This window comes from Hoylesella buccalis ATCC 35310, assembly GCF_000177075.1.
Taxonomy (GTDB): domain Bacteria; phylum Bacteroidota; class Bacteroidia; order Bacteroidales; family Bacteroidaceae; genus Prevotella; species Prevotella buccalis.
Window position 1 is genome coordinate 1 of the sequence record NZ_ADEG01000022.1, and the last position, 16961, is coordinate 16961.

Here is a 16961-nt window from a genome sequence, read left to right on the forward strand (position 1 = left end):
AAAAGCATGGAGATTGAAGGGCAGTAGCATGGAGACGGAAAAAATATCATCCATACGTTGGGTAACGCATGGATGAGGATAGGAAGCAGCTTGACAGGCTCATCCAGCACCCGAGCGGTTCGTTGTTCGGCAAGGGGCGCAGCAAGACCCATCAAGCTGTGTTGTATCAAACAGTTTGCAGGGCTGCCTTAAAACCAAAAACCCTTACCGTCGTGAGCGGGAGTGTCGTTCATCAGCCAATAAAACTCTGCCAGAGCCACCTTAAAATCTTTCAGGTCGAAGGCTTTCATCATTGTCGTTACGATGCCTTGGTCGCGATTAGAAAGGTCGCTCAGCTTCATTGTTTCAAAGTGTTGAATGCTGCCATCATCAATCATGTCCAGGCTTTTTTCGTCCACGTCCATATACACTCTCACCGGAATGTCTATGCTTGGCATCCATGTCTCTTCGGTTTGCTGTTGCATGGTTGGCTGATAAAAGACAGAAGGCTTTCCCCCCACCAACTTTGACTGCCGCGCACGCATCAACCTAACGCTCAACGTAAACTGCTTATGCGCACGCTTAAAGGCAAAATAACCTTTGAGTCCAATGGGATGATTGTCATCATTAAAAACAGCATGGTCATCATGATTGGTCTTATTCCATGGATCAGTGTCGCAATAGGTGTAATTGAAAAAGTCGGAGTTGTTGCCATCCGTCGCTTCCTCTACCCCACCATACGAAGGTTTGATATTGCTTGCGGTAAAGAAATGTTGATGGTGTTGGCCTTCACCCTTGTCCACAATCTGCCCCGTTATATCCTCATGCTTATCGTTGAAATAGCGCAATGCGAAGGCATAGATGGCATATTCTTTGGCACTTCCCAAGACGTTCACCCATGCAGGATTTGTTTTATCAGCCACCCACCGATTGTTTTCTAAGGTGTATTTCAACCGATACGACTTCCCCAAATATTCATTATTCTTTGAATATCCGTTTTGATGAAACGCTTTTTTGCCATGCAAATGCCCCTCATACACCTCTATTTCCACCGTTTTGGGTTGAAACATCGACGCATCGAGAGGTTTCACGTCCCCTTGAGCCACCTGTCCGTCTACATCAAAGGGCAGCGACACCGTAATGTCCCACTGACCGGTAGAGGTGAGAACCGCTGCAGGAAGATAGAAAGGTGACAACCGATTGTCCTTATCATATTTGCTTTGAGCCGCATGCAGCAAGTCGACTGACAGGTTGAACGCTTCACTCGGATGCACAATCTGCAACAACCCGTCAAAGCCAACGGGGTTGGTAGCCCCCATGTCTACCCCATTGTATTGGTCCACATAGCAATAATCGTAGGGCAGTTGGCTCTTATCTGTCACGCGAGCCTTGCCTGTTTTACCGAGCACCGTAGTGGTTTTGTACAGCGAAAAGAAGTGCTGGTGTATCTTATCTTGTCCCAAATCGAAAAATTGGTGATTGATTTTCTGCCCCTTGCTGTTATAATATTCAATGGACAAGTGGTACACTACCGCTGGATTCTCCTTGACGCTCTTCACTTGAAAGTGTTTAAGCGCACTGCTGACGTGCCATCCTTCTTTGGGTGTTATTTCCCAAACAATTTGTTGTGCCGGCGTTGTTGATGGAGTAAAATCAGCCAACACCAACTGCTGGTTAAACGATTTGTTACCCTTGATGGTACCCTCTTGCAAGGTAAACACGGCCTTCACCGGGTCTTCGTGCAACTTATTTTTTGTTTCATCCACAGCCTCTTCGGGCTTACACGCTACTACTACAAATACTAACAACATACAGAGGTATGCGAAAATGGTTGAAAATATGGTTTTTGTTCTCATTGTTTTTTTTATTTTTGATTATGTTTGTTTTTTATAAAATGATGAATAAGGTTATCGTTATTGATGAACTCGTTAACTATCAACTGGTCAACTTGTTAACTCGTAAACTCGTCAACTATCTCAATTAAACTTCCAACGAAGGGTACAACGAATGTCCCTCCCAAGGTCGTGGGCGTAATACCGACTCCGATTGGTGTACTCCTTATACAATTGATTCAACACATTGGTTCCTTCGAACAACAAGGATAGTTGTTGGTGGTGAGGCATTTTCCAGGTAACACCACAGTTAAAGCCCACCAAATGGTATGCCGCAGGCGTATCATCTGTTAGATCGGTAGCCGCATTAAACCTGCGTTGTTTGGCTACATAGCGATGTTCAATGCCCACAGAAGGATGCCAAGCCCCGCTGACGACAGGCTTCCACGACAGCTGTTGCGTGAGCTTAAACGACGGAATGTACGGCAAATACGCCTTGGTTCGTTGCTCGTTCGCCCATATCCATGATGCAAACACGCGATAATCTATCGTGCGCAAGGGGTAAAAATGCGCATCTACATCCACTCCACGAAACAAGGCATTGGTCTGAACGTATTGAAATACGGGGTATGCTCCAGACACTACGACGATATTCTCGCGCGTAGGATAATCGTAAATGTAATGATTGATCCATTGCACATATCCATCCACCCGAGCTTGCACCCATGTGTTGGCATAGCTAAGTGACGTCACCCACTTGTAACTCTGCTCTGAACGGAGCGTGGAGTCGCCACGCACAAACATGCCAGAGCTTAGCTCGTTGCCATTACTAAACAGTTCGTAAACGTGTGGTGCGCGCCATGCCATGCCAAAATTGGTAGCCAATGTCAACAGATTTCCTAAATGCTGATGACCTCCTAACGTGAAAGTAACATTCTCAAAGTGCCTGCTTCCACCATATCGATGTCCGGTCCAATCGTAACCATCGGCACGAGTAAGCTGGTAATCAAACCTTGTTCCGCCCTCTACACCCCATGTATCGCCCAAATATTTGCGCAACGCATAAGCACCAAGGGTTGTTTCTGTATAGTTGGGTATTACGGGTACAACGCCCGTTCCACGCTCATTACTATTCTTCATGAGCATGCCTTGCGCCCCCCACTCTGTTTTCCAACGGTCAGACAGTTTGCTCCAATGCCATTGTGATTGCAGTGATTGTAAGAAAAGACTAACCGAAGGGATGTCCGAATGGTTCATGCGACGGATGCGATTCTCACGCCTGTCGTCGGCTTGATAGGTGGTTTGCCAACTGCATTTCACGCTCCTGCTGGGTTGATAATATACATTGATAAAGGCGGTATGATGCGCCACGCGCTGAAAGGGATAATCTATTTGATAGGTAAAAGGCGTAAACTCTACCGGTTGACCTATCCTAATACGCTCTTGCAACAGCTGTTCGTTACCCATTTGCGCACTACGCATCACCCCCATTTTTTGCCAAAACAAGCTGTACCCCGTTTCTATGCGCCACTGATTGTGCTGGTATCCAAACGAAAAAGCAGCGTTGCGTTGTCGCATGCCTGTGTTGTTGAGCAGATAAGCCGCTGTACTTCGGTCGCCCGAGTGTTCAAAAGTGCCTTGCAAGCTCCACGCTATTTGGCGATTAAAAGGCATCGTTCCCTGCATGTATCCTACCGTTCCCATCTGTCGTCCGTTGCTTCCATAGTAGCTCATCACGTCGGCTTGCGCCTGAGAAGCGCCATACGGCAAGGGTTTGGCATTCATCAAAATGATGCCACCCAATGCTTCCGCGCCATATCTCACCGACTCAGAGCCTTTCACTACCACCACGTCGTTGAAGGCATTCTTGTCTATTTCTGGCGCATGGTCTATCCCCCACTGCTGTCCGGTAAGCTTAGCTCCCCGGCTCACCACCAAAATACGGTTGCCATACATGCCGTGTATCACTGGCTTAGCAACGTTGGAACCCGTCTGAAGCATGCTCACCCCACTGACGTTCTCTAACATCGAGGCCAGTGACTTGCCCGCTGCCCGGGCAATGTCATCGTGGGTGAGTGTGGTACTGATACTATTGGGCGTTACTAATTGTCGTTTACTCTTCACCACTACCTCGCCCAAAGTAATGGTATCTTTTAGATGTTGCCGAGGTATGTGTTCTATATCCTGCGCATTCACCAACGTATTACTGCTCATCAACATACACGACAATAGGATGATAAGCCATAGTTTTTCCTTTTTATTCATTTGTATAATTTCTCCTTTTCATTCAATAGGCATCGCCACAGCCATTCAATCATGATTGGATGGCCATCAGTTTGCACTATTCTTGCATAAGATAGGCATCGCCTCAGCAATTCTATCATGATTGAATTGCCTTCAGCTTGCACTATCTTTAAATAAGATAGTGGTATGAATATCATCATTCTTCAGACGAAAGAAGCCTCTCTCATCAGAAGTATGAATTAAGAATTATGAATTATGAATTAAAAAAGGTGGCGAATGAGCGTTTACCGTAAGCGGTTCGCGGCAAACGATTTGTGTTGTAAATAGCGGTTTAACAATACGCTTTACAAGCAACACAGGCTGCCAAACAAAGAGTTTGGGCATGCTCATCTTGCACAGGTCAAAGTTACAAATGTAACAATACGCCTGTACTGTGGTTTGGTGTTGCTCTGTTTGGTCTAACTGCTGAATAGTTACATTGTGCGCATGAACGTCTTTCACGAGAAGAGCCGAGATGAGGGTAAGCACCATCATCCACGCCATCAACCTGCGTTTCATCCTTCTTGTTGTCATTCGCACAAAAATAACTGTACAATCTTTTGCCCACAAAAATAGACAAAATATAGTAATCACATGGTTAAGAAATCATTTTTGTCGCTATTTTTTCATTTATCTTAACAAAAATATTGTTTCTTTACAACCCTTCGGCAACCTTCAAAACGGCTGCCCTCCGGCTACTTCTCGGTTTGAAATTGATCTATCTTGTTCAGATAATAAGTCTTGAATTCGTCCCAATGGTAATAGGGAGCGATGTTGGTTGGGAGAGGTAGAGTGACTTCGTTTTCGTTCAAAAGCACCTTCACGAGGATGTCATGCGGACGCACTTGCGAGCGATAGAACACGAATTGCAGATTGCAGGCCATGGGGAAGATGCGGTAATCCAGCCAATTTTCATCATCCAAACGCTCCAAATCCTCAATCTGCTTGCCGTAACCATTGATGTCTAACAGGCACACCAGGGGCATCACCATCGTGTCGTGTCCATAACGAAGCGTTGCGCCGGGGTGGGAGAGAGCCACGCAACTGTCGGCCTCGGTGATGATGCGGCGCAGCAACATGCGTTGCGAATAGGGCTGAACAGCACCGTTCAAGGGCGACGGGCCGTAATTGATGTACCACCACGCATTGGTTTTGAGCCACGCATCATATAGTTCGTCGTGGGTAAAGAGGTCTAAGAGCGACAGCTGGTGGCGCAGTTCGGTGCTCTGCACGTTGCTGGCAAGGTTGTAAAGCTGATAGTTGAAGTCGGTTGCATTCACGCTATCTCGCCAATATAACTCGTCATTAAAAATTCGGTTCATCACCCCTACATGGTTGTCATGCCGCTTGGCAAAAGCCTCGTAGATGTCTTTTACCTTGCCGGGCATTTTATTTTTGTACAAAGTCGTATCGCCATACACCAAATAGGGCATGTCATGGGCGCTGGCATCGTGCGTGATGTGCAGTTGAGGATTGAGCCTTGCCAGCTGCTGCAACGCATTTTCCATGGACAAGATGCAGCGAATAACGGTGCTGCTCTTGGCATCCACGTTTGTTTTTCCACCCAGCACTTCTGGAAAACGCTCGAACATGCGGCGTGCAATTTGTTGATGTTGCTCGGCTCCGCGTAAGGTTAATTCGCCCAATCTGCCTTTCGACTCGTTGCAAATCAGGGTTACTTTGCGCAACACCTCCTTGCCTGTGGGGGTCAATTTTCCCAAACTGTCGGCCTGTTGCAGCGTGCGAAGCGGACCGTTGTAATCGTTTGGGTCGATGAGATAACGTGAACCGTGTCGCCCATAATGACTGATGTAAAACGGAACATATCCTTTTGGTGCGGGCGTGAGCTGCGGTTTGAGCGGCCCTGGATAAGCGTAATAGCCGTTGGCAGCCAACAAAGGGTTGTTGCGAATCTCGGTTTTAGAAAGTTGAGCGTTGGAGGTAATCCAACAAAAGCACAAAGACAGGATGATTAAAGTTTTGTTCATCGTGGTAACTATTGATTCATGAATGATGCAAAAGTAATGCTTTTGTAAGAAAAAGCAAAGCGTTTACTTGATGCTTTGCAAAAGTTATGCTATCTTTGCCTCAAAGAGTTTTCGCGGCAACTGTGTAAAACACGCGTCCTTACAATCTGCGCACGCTCTTTTTGTCAAAATAAAGAATGATCATGTCAATACCCAATGAATGGTCGGACGACTATTGGTTGCTGTTGATGCAACTGTACCTGAAGAAGCCTATTGGCGTGAAAACCTTGTATTCGCGCGCCATGGTTGACCTTTGCCTGGAGCTACACATACCGCCACAGACCTTATACGAGCAGATGTTTCGGCTGAGACGACTGGACACGCCACGCTTGGAAAAGCTGTGGAACGAGTATGCCGAGCACCCCAGCAAATTGGCTCGTGGGGTTAAGTTGCTGAGAAAGATGCGGGGATTTGGACAAGCTGCGTCGTTTTACGATGGGGTAGAGGTGAACGAATCATTTGAACACGACTTTAAACCGCTTGCGGCTGACGCGGAACTCACACCGATAATGCTCATCATCATCTTGGATTTGTATTTCAGGCTCGTACCTATTACCATGGTAGCCGAAACACCCGAGATTGTCAGTCTGGCCAAATTGATGCGCCTGAAACCAGGCAAAATCGTGGAAGTGATGACGGTTTTCAAGTTCTGTGACCCATACCTGAATCGTGATGACATGATGATTCATCCGCTGCTTGTACCCTGTCAGGACATTTGGCAGCGTTATGGCAACGCCAATCCGGAACACCTGGCCGCACTGGCCGCACAGCTCAAGGATTATTTTAAGGATTGATGAATGACGCTTTCTTAGCGTGCGCCAACCGAAAGCGAACCTGCCAGCAGCGCAATCTTGGAAAATTACCCCCAAAAGAAGCGGATTATAAGAATATCTTTTGTATTTTTGCATGTGCGTCAACAGTACATGAAGAACGCGCACGAACATCATCAGAAGAGATTGGATATACAGTAATGGCCAACAAACTCATACAAACTCAAGAACAACGACAACAGCAGGTACAGCGACTGTCACAGCAACAAATGTTGCAAGTGAAGCTGCTGGAGATGCCGTTGACCGAACTGGAGGAGAGTGTCAATGCCGAATTGGATGACAATCCGGCGTTGGAGAAAGCCGAAGGTGACGAACGCCATGAGGATGAAACGGATGGCCGGGACGAACGCGAGGAAGACTTTGCCGAGCGAACTGAACGCGAAGAGCGCGAAGAAGCGTTGGACAAAGCCCTGGAAAACATCGGTAGGGACGACGAAATGCCTGACGCTTACGGAGCCTATCATCCGCAAGACAACGCCGACTATGAGGAGATTGTCTACGGAGACACCAAATCTTTCTACGACAAACTGAAAGAGCAGATGATGATGGAGAACCTCACGGACACGCAAAAAGACGTGATGGAATACCTCATCGGCTCGCTCGACGACGACGGTTACCTGCGAAAGGATGTAGAATCGATTAGTGACGAACTGGCCATTTACCACAACATCGACGTAACGCCCACGCAAATAGAGGAGGTGTTGTATATCCTGCAATGGTTCGACCCTGCGGGCATCGGCGCCAGGTCGCTGCAAGAGTGTCTGCTATTGCAGGTGGAAAGGCGTCCGGAAAGCAAACTCAAAGACATCTTGCAGCAAGTGGTGACCCGCCAGTTTGACGCGTTCACCAAGAAACATTGGGACAAAATACAGGCCAACCTCAAACTATCCGATTTGCAACTGCGGGCGGTTCAAGAAGAGATACGCAAGCTCAATCCCAAACCCGGCGCATCAATGGGCGAGACTATGGGCAGGAACGTCCAGCAAATCACGCCCGACTTTATCATCGACGTGGATGACAATAACAATATATCGTTCACACTGAACCAAGGAAAAATTCCACAACTGACCATCTCTCCATCGTTTTCCGACATGGTAGACACCTACAAGAACAACAAGGAGAACATGAACCGGCAGGAAAAGGAAGCGCTGTTGTACGCCAAACAGAAAGTAGACAAGGCGCAAGGGTTCATCGATGCCATTAAACAACGCCGACATACGCTGTACATAACGATGAAAGCGATTATAGACTGGCAGCGTAAGTTCTTCATCGACGGTGACGAATCAGACCTCAAACCCATGATTCTGAAAGACATTGCCGATAAAACTGAACTGGATATCTCTACCATCTCGCGCGTGAGCAACATCAAGTATGCACAGACGAAATGGGGAACTTTCCCGCTCAGGTTCTTCTTCACCGACAGCTATACCACCGAAGATGGGGAAGAACTCTCTACCCGGAAAATCAAACTGGCACTGAAAGAAATAATCGACCACGAGGACAAACGCAAACCGTTCAGTGATGAGGCGCTGGCCAAGGAACTGAAAAAGATGGGATATCCCGTGGCCCGACGCACCGTAGCCAAGTACAGAGAGCAATTAGGACTATCGGTTGCCCGGCTTAGGAAAGAATGATTGACACATCGGTTGACATGAATGACGCTAAAACATGAAGAAGAATCCATCCGCAAAGGCAGAACCTGCGGATGACACAGTATGAAAGAAAAGAACATTATTTTGGCCGCTCGGACGATAAGCATCGTCTTCACACCTTTCTATCTGCCCGTACTTGGGTTGGTAGCACTATTCATGTTGAGTTATCTCAACAGGCTGGTTCCTTGGTATTACAAGCTGACTGTCATCATGATGGTGTATCTTTTCACCGTGTTGCTGCCAACCTTGTTGATACACCTATATCGAAAATACCAAGGATGGACACTGCACGAGCTGGGAATGAAGGAGCGACGAATGGTGCCTTACATCATCTCGATTGTGTGTTACTTCGCATGTTACTACATCATGAATCTGTATCACATCCCACATTTCATCAGCAGTATCCTCATCACGGCACTCGCCATCCAGATTATCTGTGCGCTCATCAACGTCTGGTGGAAGATATCTACCCACTCGGCAGCCATCGGTGGCGTAACAGGCGCATTGATGTCGTTTGCCTTGTTGTTTCACTTCAATCCTACTTGGTGGCTCTGTTTGGCCATCTTGTTCGCAGGATTGGTGGGGTCGAGCCGCATCATTCTCAAGCAACACACGCTGTCACAGGTGAACGTTGGATTCATTGTGGGTCTGATATCCGCCTTCTATATTATCTCAATGATTTGAAATCAAACTCTTAAAACAATATGAATATGAAACCATTAGTAAGCATCATCATGGGTAGCACAAGCGATCTCCCAGTCATGGAGAAAGCATGTAAGTTTCTGAACGACCTGAAAATACCCTTTGAAGTAAACGCTTTGTCGGCTCACCGCACGCCCGCTGCCGTTGAAGAGTTTGCCAAAGAGGCCGCAAACAGAGGTATCAAAGTAATTATAGCCGCTGCCGGAATGGCTGCTGCGCTGCCTGGTGTGATTGCCGCCAACACCACATTGCCCGTCATTGGTGTTCCTATTAAAGGGATGTTGGACGGCTTGGACGCCATGCTCAGCATCATACAGATGCCTCCAGGCATTCCAGTTGCCACGGTAGGGGTTAACGCTTCTATGAACGCCGCTATCCTTGCAGTGGAGATGTTGGCGCTGACAGACGAATCAATCGCACAAAAAATCAAAGATCATAAAGCTGGATTGGGCGCCAAAATCACGAAAGCAAATGCTGATTTGGCACAAATAAAAGATTACGAATACAAGACTAACTAAGAGAAGCGTGTACTCATGAAAGATCTTTTTAATTATCAACGCCGTAAATCGAACGTAGTACATGTAGGCAATATCGATATTGGTGGCGATAATCCGGTACGCATCCAGTCGATGACTACAACCGACACGAATGACACGGAGGCGTGCATTGAGCAGGCAGAACGCATCATTCAGGCTGGTGGAGAGTTGGTACGACTCACCACACAGGGTAGGAGAGAGGCCGAAAACCTGAAGAACATCCATGACGGATTGCATGCCAAAGGATATGACACACCATTGGTGGCCGACGTACACTTCAATGCTAACGTGGCTGACGTGGCTGCACAGCATACCGAGAAGGTTCGTATTAACCCGGGAAATTATGTAGATCCCGCCCGAAAGTTCATCCAATTAGAGTACACGGACGAAGAGTATGCGCGCGAACTCAAAAAGATTGAAGACCGGTTTGTACCTTTTCTCAACATTTGTAAAGCCAACCACACCGCCATTCGCATAGGAGTAAACCACGGATCGCTATCGGATAGAATACGAAACCGATACGGTGATACGCCCGAAGGCATTGTAGAAAGTTGCATGGAGTTTCTTCGTATCTGCAAAAAACAGCAATTTGATAATGTTGTTATCTCCATCAAGGCAAGCAATACCGTAGTGATGGTGCAATCAGTGCGCTTGCTTGTCGACACAATGGACAAGGAAGACATGCACTATCCCTTACACCTTGGCGTGACAGAAGCTGGAGAAGGCGAGGACGGGCGCATCAAGAGCGCGGTGGGAATCGGTGCTTTATTGGCAGATGGCATCGGAGACACCATCCGTGTATCGCTTTCTGAAGAACCCGAATGTGAGATACCTGTGGCCAAACACTTGGTAGATTACGTCGCAAAGCGTGCCGGACACCTGATGATTCCAGCAGAACCCAACAAACACTTCAACTATCTTCGACCTCAAAGGCGTAAAACACGTGCAATTGGCAACATCGGTGGAAGCAACGTACCCATTGTCATTACTTCGAATGAAGGCTGCAAGGCCGACTACATTTATGTGGGAAACCAAGTTCCTAAATATGCGGAAGACCGGAAATATATCGTTGATTACAGCGAATATCATGGCGAAAAACATACCTATCCCATCTTTCCAGCCATGGCTATGCCATTCATTGGCAGCATGAAATCGGACATCAAGTTTCTTGTATTGCAGTTCGGAACGCCTACAGAGGAATATGTTGCGTGCCTAAAAGCCCATCCCGAGATTGTTGTAGTGTGCATGAGCAACCACCAAAACAGGGTAGGAGACCAACGAGCACTGGTTCATGAGATGATGAACAACGGTGTGTACAATCCCGTAGTCTTTGCTCAAATGTACCGTCATGATGAGAAAAGCGACTTCCAACTGGACGCATCGGCCGACATGGGAGCATTGATGATCGACGGATTGACAGATGGTATCTGGCTCATGAACGACGGAAAACTGTCCGACAGCGTATTGGAAGACACGGCATTCAATATCTTACAGGCAGGAAGACTGCGCATGAGCAAAACCGAATACATCAGTTGTCCGGGCTGTGGACGCACCTTATACGACCTACAACAAACCATTGCGCACATTAAAGACGCCACAAAAGAGATGAAAGGCCTCAAGATTGGTATCATGGGATGCATTGTCAATGGTCCTGGAGAGATGGCTGATGCCGATTATGGCTATGTAGGTGCCGGCCCAGGAAAGGTTTCTCTGTACAGAAAACAAACCTGTGTGGAGAAAAACATCCCTACAGAAGAGGCGGTAGAACACCTGCTCAAACTCATCCATGAGGACCAGAAAACGGCCAAATCAGCAGCTGAACCAACCGCATCACTACTGACTTAAATACCTATCTACATGAATTAAAAAGGACGATACATGCTCGCTGCCGACAGATACGCCGACAGCGAGCATCTGTATGCACGCTGCTGACGTAGCTATTCATTCGAGAAGGCTTCTTCTTCGGCCTTGGCGATAATTTCCTCATCGCTCATTTTTTGAGCGCTTATATCGTCTAAATGCAGTTCATCAATTTCATCTACCAAGTTGGAGATGACAGGCGACTCTTCAAGAACCTCTTCTTGAGAATCGGTAAAGACCTCTTCCTGGAAGGGTGATTCGTGCTTTTGTACCGGTAGGTCTTCACTCTTCACCACGATGAAATCATCCTGTGGATGCGTATCCGGCACGATAACAACCGGCTCTTCTTCCATCTTGGTGCGGTTGGTCTTGGCGGCAAACACCTCATCGATGAACTGCGGCTTGCGTTTCAGTTGTTCCAACGTAAGCTTACTGGCCAGCTGTTGACTCTCTTTTTTGCTGAATCCCTCACCAGAACACCCCTCAATTCCTTCCAATTCGGCTGCATACTTAAAGACCGGGTTACCGTTTTTATCCTGCCCTTGATTCAACAGCTTAAAGTTAATCTTCACTTTGTTTTTCTGGCTCCATTCAATCAGCTTACTCTTGAAATTCACTTCCTTGTAAGCCACCTTATCGATGTTGAGCATTTCCTTCAAGATACGGTCTTTCATGAAGCGCATACAAGCATCGTAACCACGATCCAGATAGATGGCACCCACAAGCGCCTCGAACGCATTTCCGCCCATATAACTGTTATGCGAGGCGTTGCGACCGCTACTAAGGATGAGCTTGCAAATACCCATCTCATTGGCCAACTTGTTCAAAGTGCTGCGCTGAACCAGCTTACTGCGTGTGTTGGTGAGAAATCCCTCACGTTTACCGGGAAAATGCTCGTACACGATATGCCCTACGGTAGCATCGAGAATGGCATCGCCGAGAAACTCCAAACGCTCGTTATTCACGGGTTTGCCTTTGGCATTGCGACGCATGACGCTCTTATGCATCAAGGCCAATTTGTAATAACTGATATCGTGTGGATAGAAACCGATGATACGGTATAAAGACGAATAAAGCTCCCTTTCACGACGGAAGGGGAGCTTTATCCGATCGAGAATATTACTCAGCATATTTCTTGAATACTACGCAAGCGTTATGTCCACCAAACCCGAACGTATTACTCAATGCTACACGCACTTCACGCTTTTGAGCTTGGTTGAACGTATAGTTCAGTTCGTAATCAATTTCAGGGTCTTTGTCATCCTCCTCATGATTGATAGTGGGAGGAATGATGCCGTCCCGAACGGCCAACACACATGCCATAGCCTCTACAGTACCTGCTGCACCCAGCAAGTGGCCGGTCATACTCTTGGTAGAACTGATGTTCAATTTGTAGGCATGGTCACCAAACACATCCTTGATGGCTTTTACCTCAGAGATATCTCCAACAGGTGTAGAAGTACCATGCACATTGATGTAATCAACATCTTCTGGCTTCAGACCGGCATCATCGAGTGCTGCAGTCATCACCAGCTTAGCACCAAGACCTTCAGGATGGCTGGCCGTGATGTGATAAGCGTCGCCACTGGCACCTTCACCAATCATTTCGGCATAGATTTTGGCACCGCGCGCCTTGGCATGTTCCAACTCTTCAAGAATCAAACAACCTGCTCCCTCGCCCATGACGAAACCGTCACGACTGGCGCTGAACGGCCGTGAAGCATGTTCAGGGTCGTCATTACGGGTTGACAACGCATGCATGGCATTGAATCCACCCACACCACTGGCCGTAATGGCTGCCTCGGCACCACCTGAAACGATGATGTTCGCCTTGCCCAAACGAATGAGATTGAATGCATCTGACAAGGCTGTGCTCGAAGAAGCACACGCACTGGTTGTGGTATAGTTGGGACCATGAAATCCAAAGTGAATGGAAATCTGTCCGGAAGCGATGTCGGCAATCATCTTAGGAATGAAGAATGGGCTGAATTTAGGTCCGTTTTCCTTGTTCAAGGCATAATACGAAACCTCTTCTTCGAAGGTTTTAATACCTCCGATACCCACACCATAGATAACACCGATACGGTTTTTGTCTTCTTTTTCCAAGTCAAGTCCAGCATCTTTTACACCCTGCATGGCCGAAATCATGGCCAACTGCGTGTAGCGATCCAGCTTGCGTACGGCCTTTCTATCAATATAGTCGTTGATGTTCAGGTCTTTTACCTCACAAGCAAACTGTGTCTTGAAGTTGGAAGTATCAAATAATGTAATAGGAGCAGCACCACTCTTACCTGCCAACATGCTTTTCCATGTTTCTTCAGGCGTATTGCCAATAGGTGTCACGGCACCAAGTCCTGTTACTACTACTCTTTTTAATTCCATTGATTGAATAAAAAAAATTGATTAAAAGCAAATTGAAATTGAGCTGAAAGAAATCTCCCAGCTCAACCCAAATCGTTTGCTTTTAATTATTTTGCATTTTCTTCTATATAAGAAATGGCATCACCTACCGTTGCAATTTTCTCAGCTTTATCGTCTGGAATAGAGATGCCGAATTCTTTCTCGAATTCCATGATCAGCTCTACAGTGTCCAATGAATCGGCACCCAGATCATTAGTAAAACTTGCTTCTGGCTTTACTTCTGCCTCATCAACACCCAACTTATCTACGATAATAGCCTTTACTTTGCTTTCAATTTCTGACATAATTGTAACTTTTTTAAAATGTTTATAAGTGATTCATTATCAAAAATACGGATGCAAAGGAACAAATTTTTATTCACATCTACAAATGTTTTATCGAAAAAAGTACCTCATATTGCACATTATACCATATATTGTACAATTTTAATGCTTGTTTTTTTGAAAATGGCTGTAATTTATAGAGTTATAATAGATACTTCCTTCAAAAAAGAAAAAAAAGACATTAATAAATAGGTAAGTGCGTAATGATTTGCAATACTACGGCATTTTAGAACGTGATAAATCACACCAAAACCTGAAAAAATGTAGAATTTTTTAACCATATAATGCTCCTAAAACAGCACTTCAAAACTTTCATTCTGGAAAAATTCACTAGGCAAGGAGGGAGCAAACAAGCTATCTTGAAGCAAGAAAAATTAAATTTTAAAGCAACAGCAATGCGTTTAAGGTTCAATATATACGACTTTGCCGGTTAATTTACATAGTATAACGCACTAAAAGCATGCATATTGAAGCCTAAAAGCAATGCGTTTACCCTGAAAAAAGCAAAAATGAAGTGGTCTAACAATAGATGAAAGCTATATTTTATTATGTGTCAATCATATACAAAATCAACGTATATTTGGCGTATTTGCAAACGGATGAAGAGTTGTTTGTAAATACGCCCAAAATAAGACGGTTGCTTGTCAAAAAATTTCGCACAGCTTTCAATATTTATTATGATTTGTCAAAACAGTGGAAAGATAAGAACGTCTAAAACGATAAAAATCAAATTAAACAACGCATACTTTGTTACAATGTACTAAAAAACCTTGATTTTGTTTTGACCATTACCTTTTATTATTTATATTTGCATAAGTAACCAAAAGAAAACGCAACATGTCATTTAGTGAACAATGTAACAAAATCTTTCAACGAGCTATTGATGATTATCACATCAATGATGATATTGACACACCAATCAATAATCCCTACGACGATGGAACCATTGAAAACCGGTTGTATCTGAAGTGCTGGATTGACACTGTTCAATGGCATTTTGAAGATATCATCAGAGACCCAAATATTGATCCCATAGAAGCGTTGGCCTTGAAACGCCGCATTGACCGCTCGAATCAAGACCGTACTGATCTTGTTGAACAGATAGACAGCTATTTCAGGCAGAAATACAGTGAGGTGAAAGTGCTGCCCGACGCACGCATCAACACCGAAAGTCCGGCATGGGCAATAGATAGACTGTCCATACTGGCACTGAAGATTTATCACATGCGCGAGCAAGTCGAACGACAAGATGCTTCAAAAGAGCACAAAGATACATGTACGGCCAAGCTAAATGTGCTGCTGGAACAACAAAAAGACTTGGGAACAGCCATTGATCAGTTACTGGAAGACATCCAAGAGGGACGAAAATACATGAAAGTGTACCGACAAATGAAGATGTACAATGATCCGTCGACCAATCCGGTTCTCTACAAAAAATAAATGAAGACCGAACATCTGCTCATCATACGGTTCTCGGCTATGGGTGACGTAGCCATGACGGTTCCGGTAGTGTACTCATTGGCAAAACAATATCCCAACATTCGCATCAGCGTGTTGAGCCGACCCTTTGCAGCGAATTTCTTTGACAAATTGGCACCAAACGTGGATTTCATGTCTGCCGACCTGAACAATGAATATAAGAATCTGCGCGGACTGAATAAACTTTATCGCAGACTGACGGCCAAACGATTCACCGCCATAGCCGATTTTCACGATACGCTGCGCTCGAAATATCTACGTACCAGATTTTCGTTAGACAGGTTCAAAGTGGCTCATATCGACAAACATCGGGCCGACAGACGTAGGCTAACCGCTAAAGGGAAAAAGGAATTGACGCCGCTACAAACGTCTTTCCAAAACTATGCGGATGTATTAGCAAAATTAGGTTACCCTATTGAGATAGATTTTACATCCATCTTTCCACGTCAAGACGGTACGATGCCTGACTTACCAAATGGCATCGAAGCGAAAAACAAGGAAGAACGGTGGATTGGCATAGCGCCTTTCGCGGCCCACAAGGGTAAAGTTTATCCATTGGAAAAAATGGAAAAAACAATTGAGATGATACAAACCAAGTACGAAAATACACGAATTTTCCTATTTGGGGGCAGAAAAGAAGAAAAGGAGCAGCTATCTTTGTGGGCAAAAAAATATGAAAGATGTGTCAGTGTACCAACGCTATTAAACACGTTGCAGGAAGAACTGCTTTTGATGTACCACTTGGATGTGATGATTAGTATGGACAGTGCCAACATGCATCTGGCATCATTGGTTAACACACCCGTCATCAGCATTTGGGGTGCCACACATCCCTTTGCGGGATTTATGGGGTGGAATCAAAGCGCAGACCTTGCAGTTCAGACCGACTTAATGTGTCGCCCGTGTTCCATTTATGGCAATAAACCGTGCTGGAGGAATGACTATGCTTGCTTAAATGAAATAAAACCAGAACAAATCATCAATAAACTTGATGAAGTTATACATAAAAACAGAAAATAAAATTAATTTATTCACTT

Annotated in this window: 14 protein-coding genes; 7 read left to right on the top strand and 7 right to left on the bottom strand. The window is 45.6% G+C overall.

The window, feature by feature from the left end; translation table 11 throughout:
• Window positions 1-188 precede the first annotated feature (188 nt).
• The 4 genes from HMPREF0650_RS01705 to HMPREF0650_RS01725 all read right to left on the bottom strand — a co-directional run bounded on the left by HMPREF0650_RS01705 (window position 189) and on the right by HMPREF0650_RS01725 (window position 6082).
• Window positions 189-1835 (bottom strand): hypothetical protein, encoded by a 1647-nt coding sequence (locus tag HMPREF0650_RS01705; protein WP_004347826.1) that lies wholly within the window; start codon window positions 1833-1835, stop codon window positions 189-191.
• Between the two features lie 120 nt (window positions 1836-1955).
• A complete protein-coding gene (locus HMPREF0650_RS01710; RefSeq protein WP_004347828.1) occupies window positions 1956-4076 on the bottom strand; it encodes a TonB-dependent receptor in 2121 nt (706 codons plus the stop codon).
• Between the two features lie 225 nt (window positions 4077-4301).
• Window positions 4302-4613 (bottom strand): hypothetical protein, encoded by a 312-nt coding sequence (locus HMPREF0650_RS01720; RefSeq protein ID WP_004347829.1) that lies wholly within the window; start codon window positions 4611-4613, stop codon window positions 4302-4304.
• A 176-nt stretch (window positions 4614-4789) separates the two neighbouring features.
• Window positions 4790-6082 carry a histidine-type phosphatase gene (locus HMPREF0650_RS01725; RefSeq protein ID WP_004347830.1) on the bottom strand — a complete coding sequence of 431 codons (1293 nt, stop codon included), beginning with the start codon at window positions 6080-6082 and terminating at the stop codon, window positions 4790-4792.
• Window positions 6083-6264: 182 nt separating this feature from the next.
• Between HMPREF0650_RS01725 and HMPREF0650_RS01730 the strand changes: the two genes are divergently transcribed.
• From HMPREF0650_RS01730 to HMPREF0650_RS01750, 5 genes are all read left to right on the top strand, one after another.
• Entirely contained in the window at window positions 6265-6915 is a 651-nt protein-coding gene (locus HMPREF0650_RS01730) for a hypothetical protein (protein WP_004347832.1), read from the top strand.
• 176 nt (window positions 6916-7091) lie between these two features.
• Window positions 7092-8585, top strand: coding sequence for an RNA polymerase factor sigma-54 (rpoN, locus tag HMPREF0650_RS01735; RefSeq protein WP_040562108.1), 1494 nt, complete (start codon window positions 7092-7094; stop codon window positions 8583-8585).
• Window positions 8586-8666: 81 nt separating this feature from the next.
• Window positions 8667-9287, top strand: a complete 621-nt coding sequence (locus HMPREF0650_RS01740; RefSeq protein ID WP_004347835.1) for a phosphatase PAP2 family protein — start codon at window positions 8667-8669, stop codon at window positions 9285-9287.
• A gap of 26 nt (window positions 9288-9313) precedes the next feature.
• Window positions 9314-9823 (top strand): 5-(carboxyamino)imidazole ribonucleotide mutase, encoded by a 510-nt coding sequence (gene purE, locus HMPREF0650_RS01745; RefSeq protein ID WP_040562100.1) that lies wholly within the window; start codon window positions 9314-9316, stop codon window positions 9821-9823.
• A gap of 15 nt (window positions 9824-9838) precedes the next feature.
• On the top strand, window positions 9839-11686 hold the full coding sequence (locus HMPREF0650_RS01750; protein ID WP_004347837.1) for a 4-hydroxy-3-methylbut-2-en-1-yl diphosphate synthase: 1848 nt from the start codon (window positions 9839-9841) through the stop codon (window positions 11684-11686).
• 92 nt (window positions 11687-11778) lie between these two features.
• On the opposite strand, the gene rnc is transcribed toward HMPREF0650_RS01750, so the two are convergent.
• From rnc to HMPREF0650_RS01765, 3 genes are all read right to left on the bottom strand, one after another.
• Window positions 11779-12831 (bottom strand): ribonuclease III, encoded by a 1053-nt coding sequence (gene rnc, locus HMPREF0650_RS01755; protein WP_004347838.1) that lies wholly within the window; start codon window positions 12829-12831, stop codon window positions 11779-11781.
• A complete protein-coding gene (gene fabF / locus HMPREF0650_RS01760; RefSeq protein WP_004347839.1) occupies window positions 12821-14083 on the bottom strand; it encodes a beta-ketoacyl-ACP synthase II in 1263 nt (420 codons plus the stop codon). The genes rnc and fabF overlap by 11 nt, the downstream gene beginning before the upstream one ends.
• 86 nt (window positions 14084-14169) lie before the next feature.
• Window positions 14170-14406 carry an acyl carrier protein gene (locus HMPREF0650_RS01765; RefSeq protein ID WP_004347843.1) on the bottom strand — a complete coding sequence of 79 codons (237 nt, stop codon included), beginning with the start codon at window positions 14404-14406 and terminating at the stop codon, window positions 14170-14172.
• 876 nt (window positions 14407-15282) lie between these two features.
• Between HMPREF0650_RS01765 and HMPREF0650_RS01780 the strand changes: the two genes are divergently transcribed.
• Window positions 15283-15885 carry a DUF4254 domain-containing protein gene (locus HMPREF0650_RS01780; protein ID WP_004347846.1) on the top strand — a complete coding sequence of 201 codons (603 nt, stop codon included), beginning with the start codon at window positions 15283-15285 and terminating at the stop codon, window positions 15883-15885.
• Window positions 15886-16944 (top strand): glycosyltransferase family 9 protein, encoded by a 1059-nt coding sequence (locus HMPREF0650_RS01785; protein WP_004347848.1) that lies wholly within the window; start codon window positions 15886-15888, stop codon window positions 16942-16944. It abuts the gene before it with no gap.
• The last annotated feature ends 17 nt before the right edge of the window (window positions 16945-16961 follow it).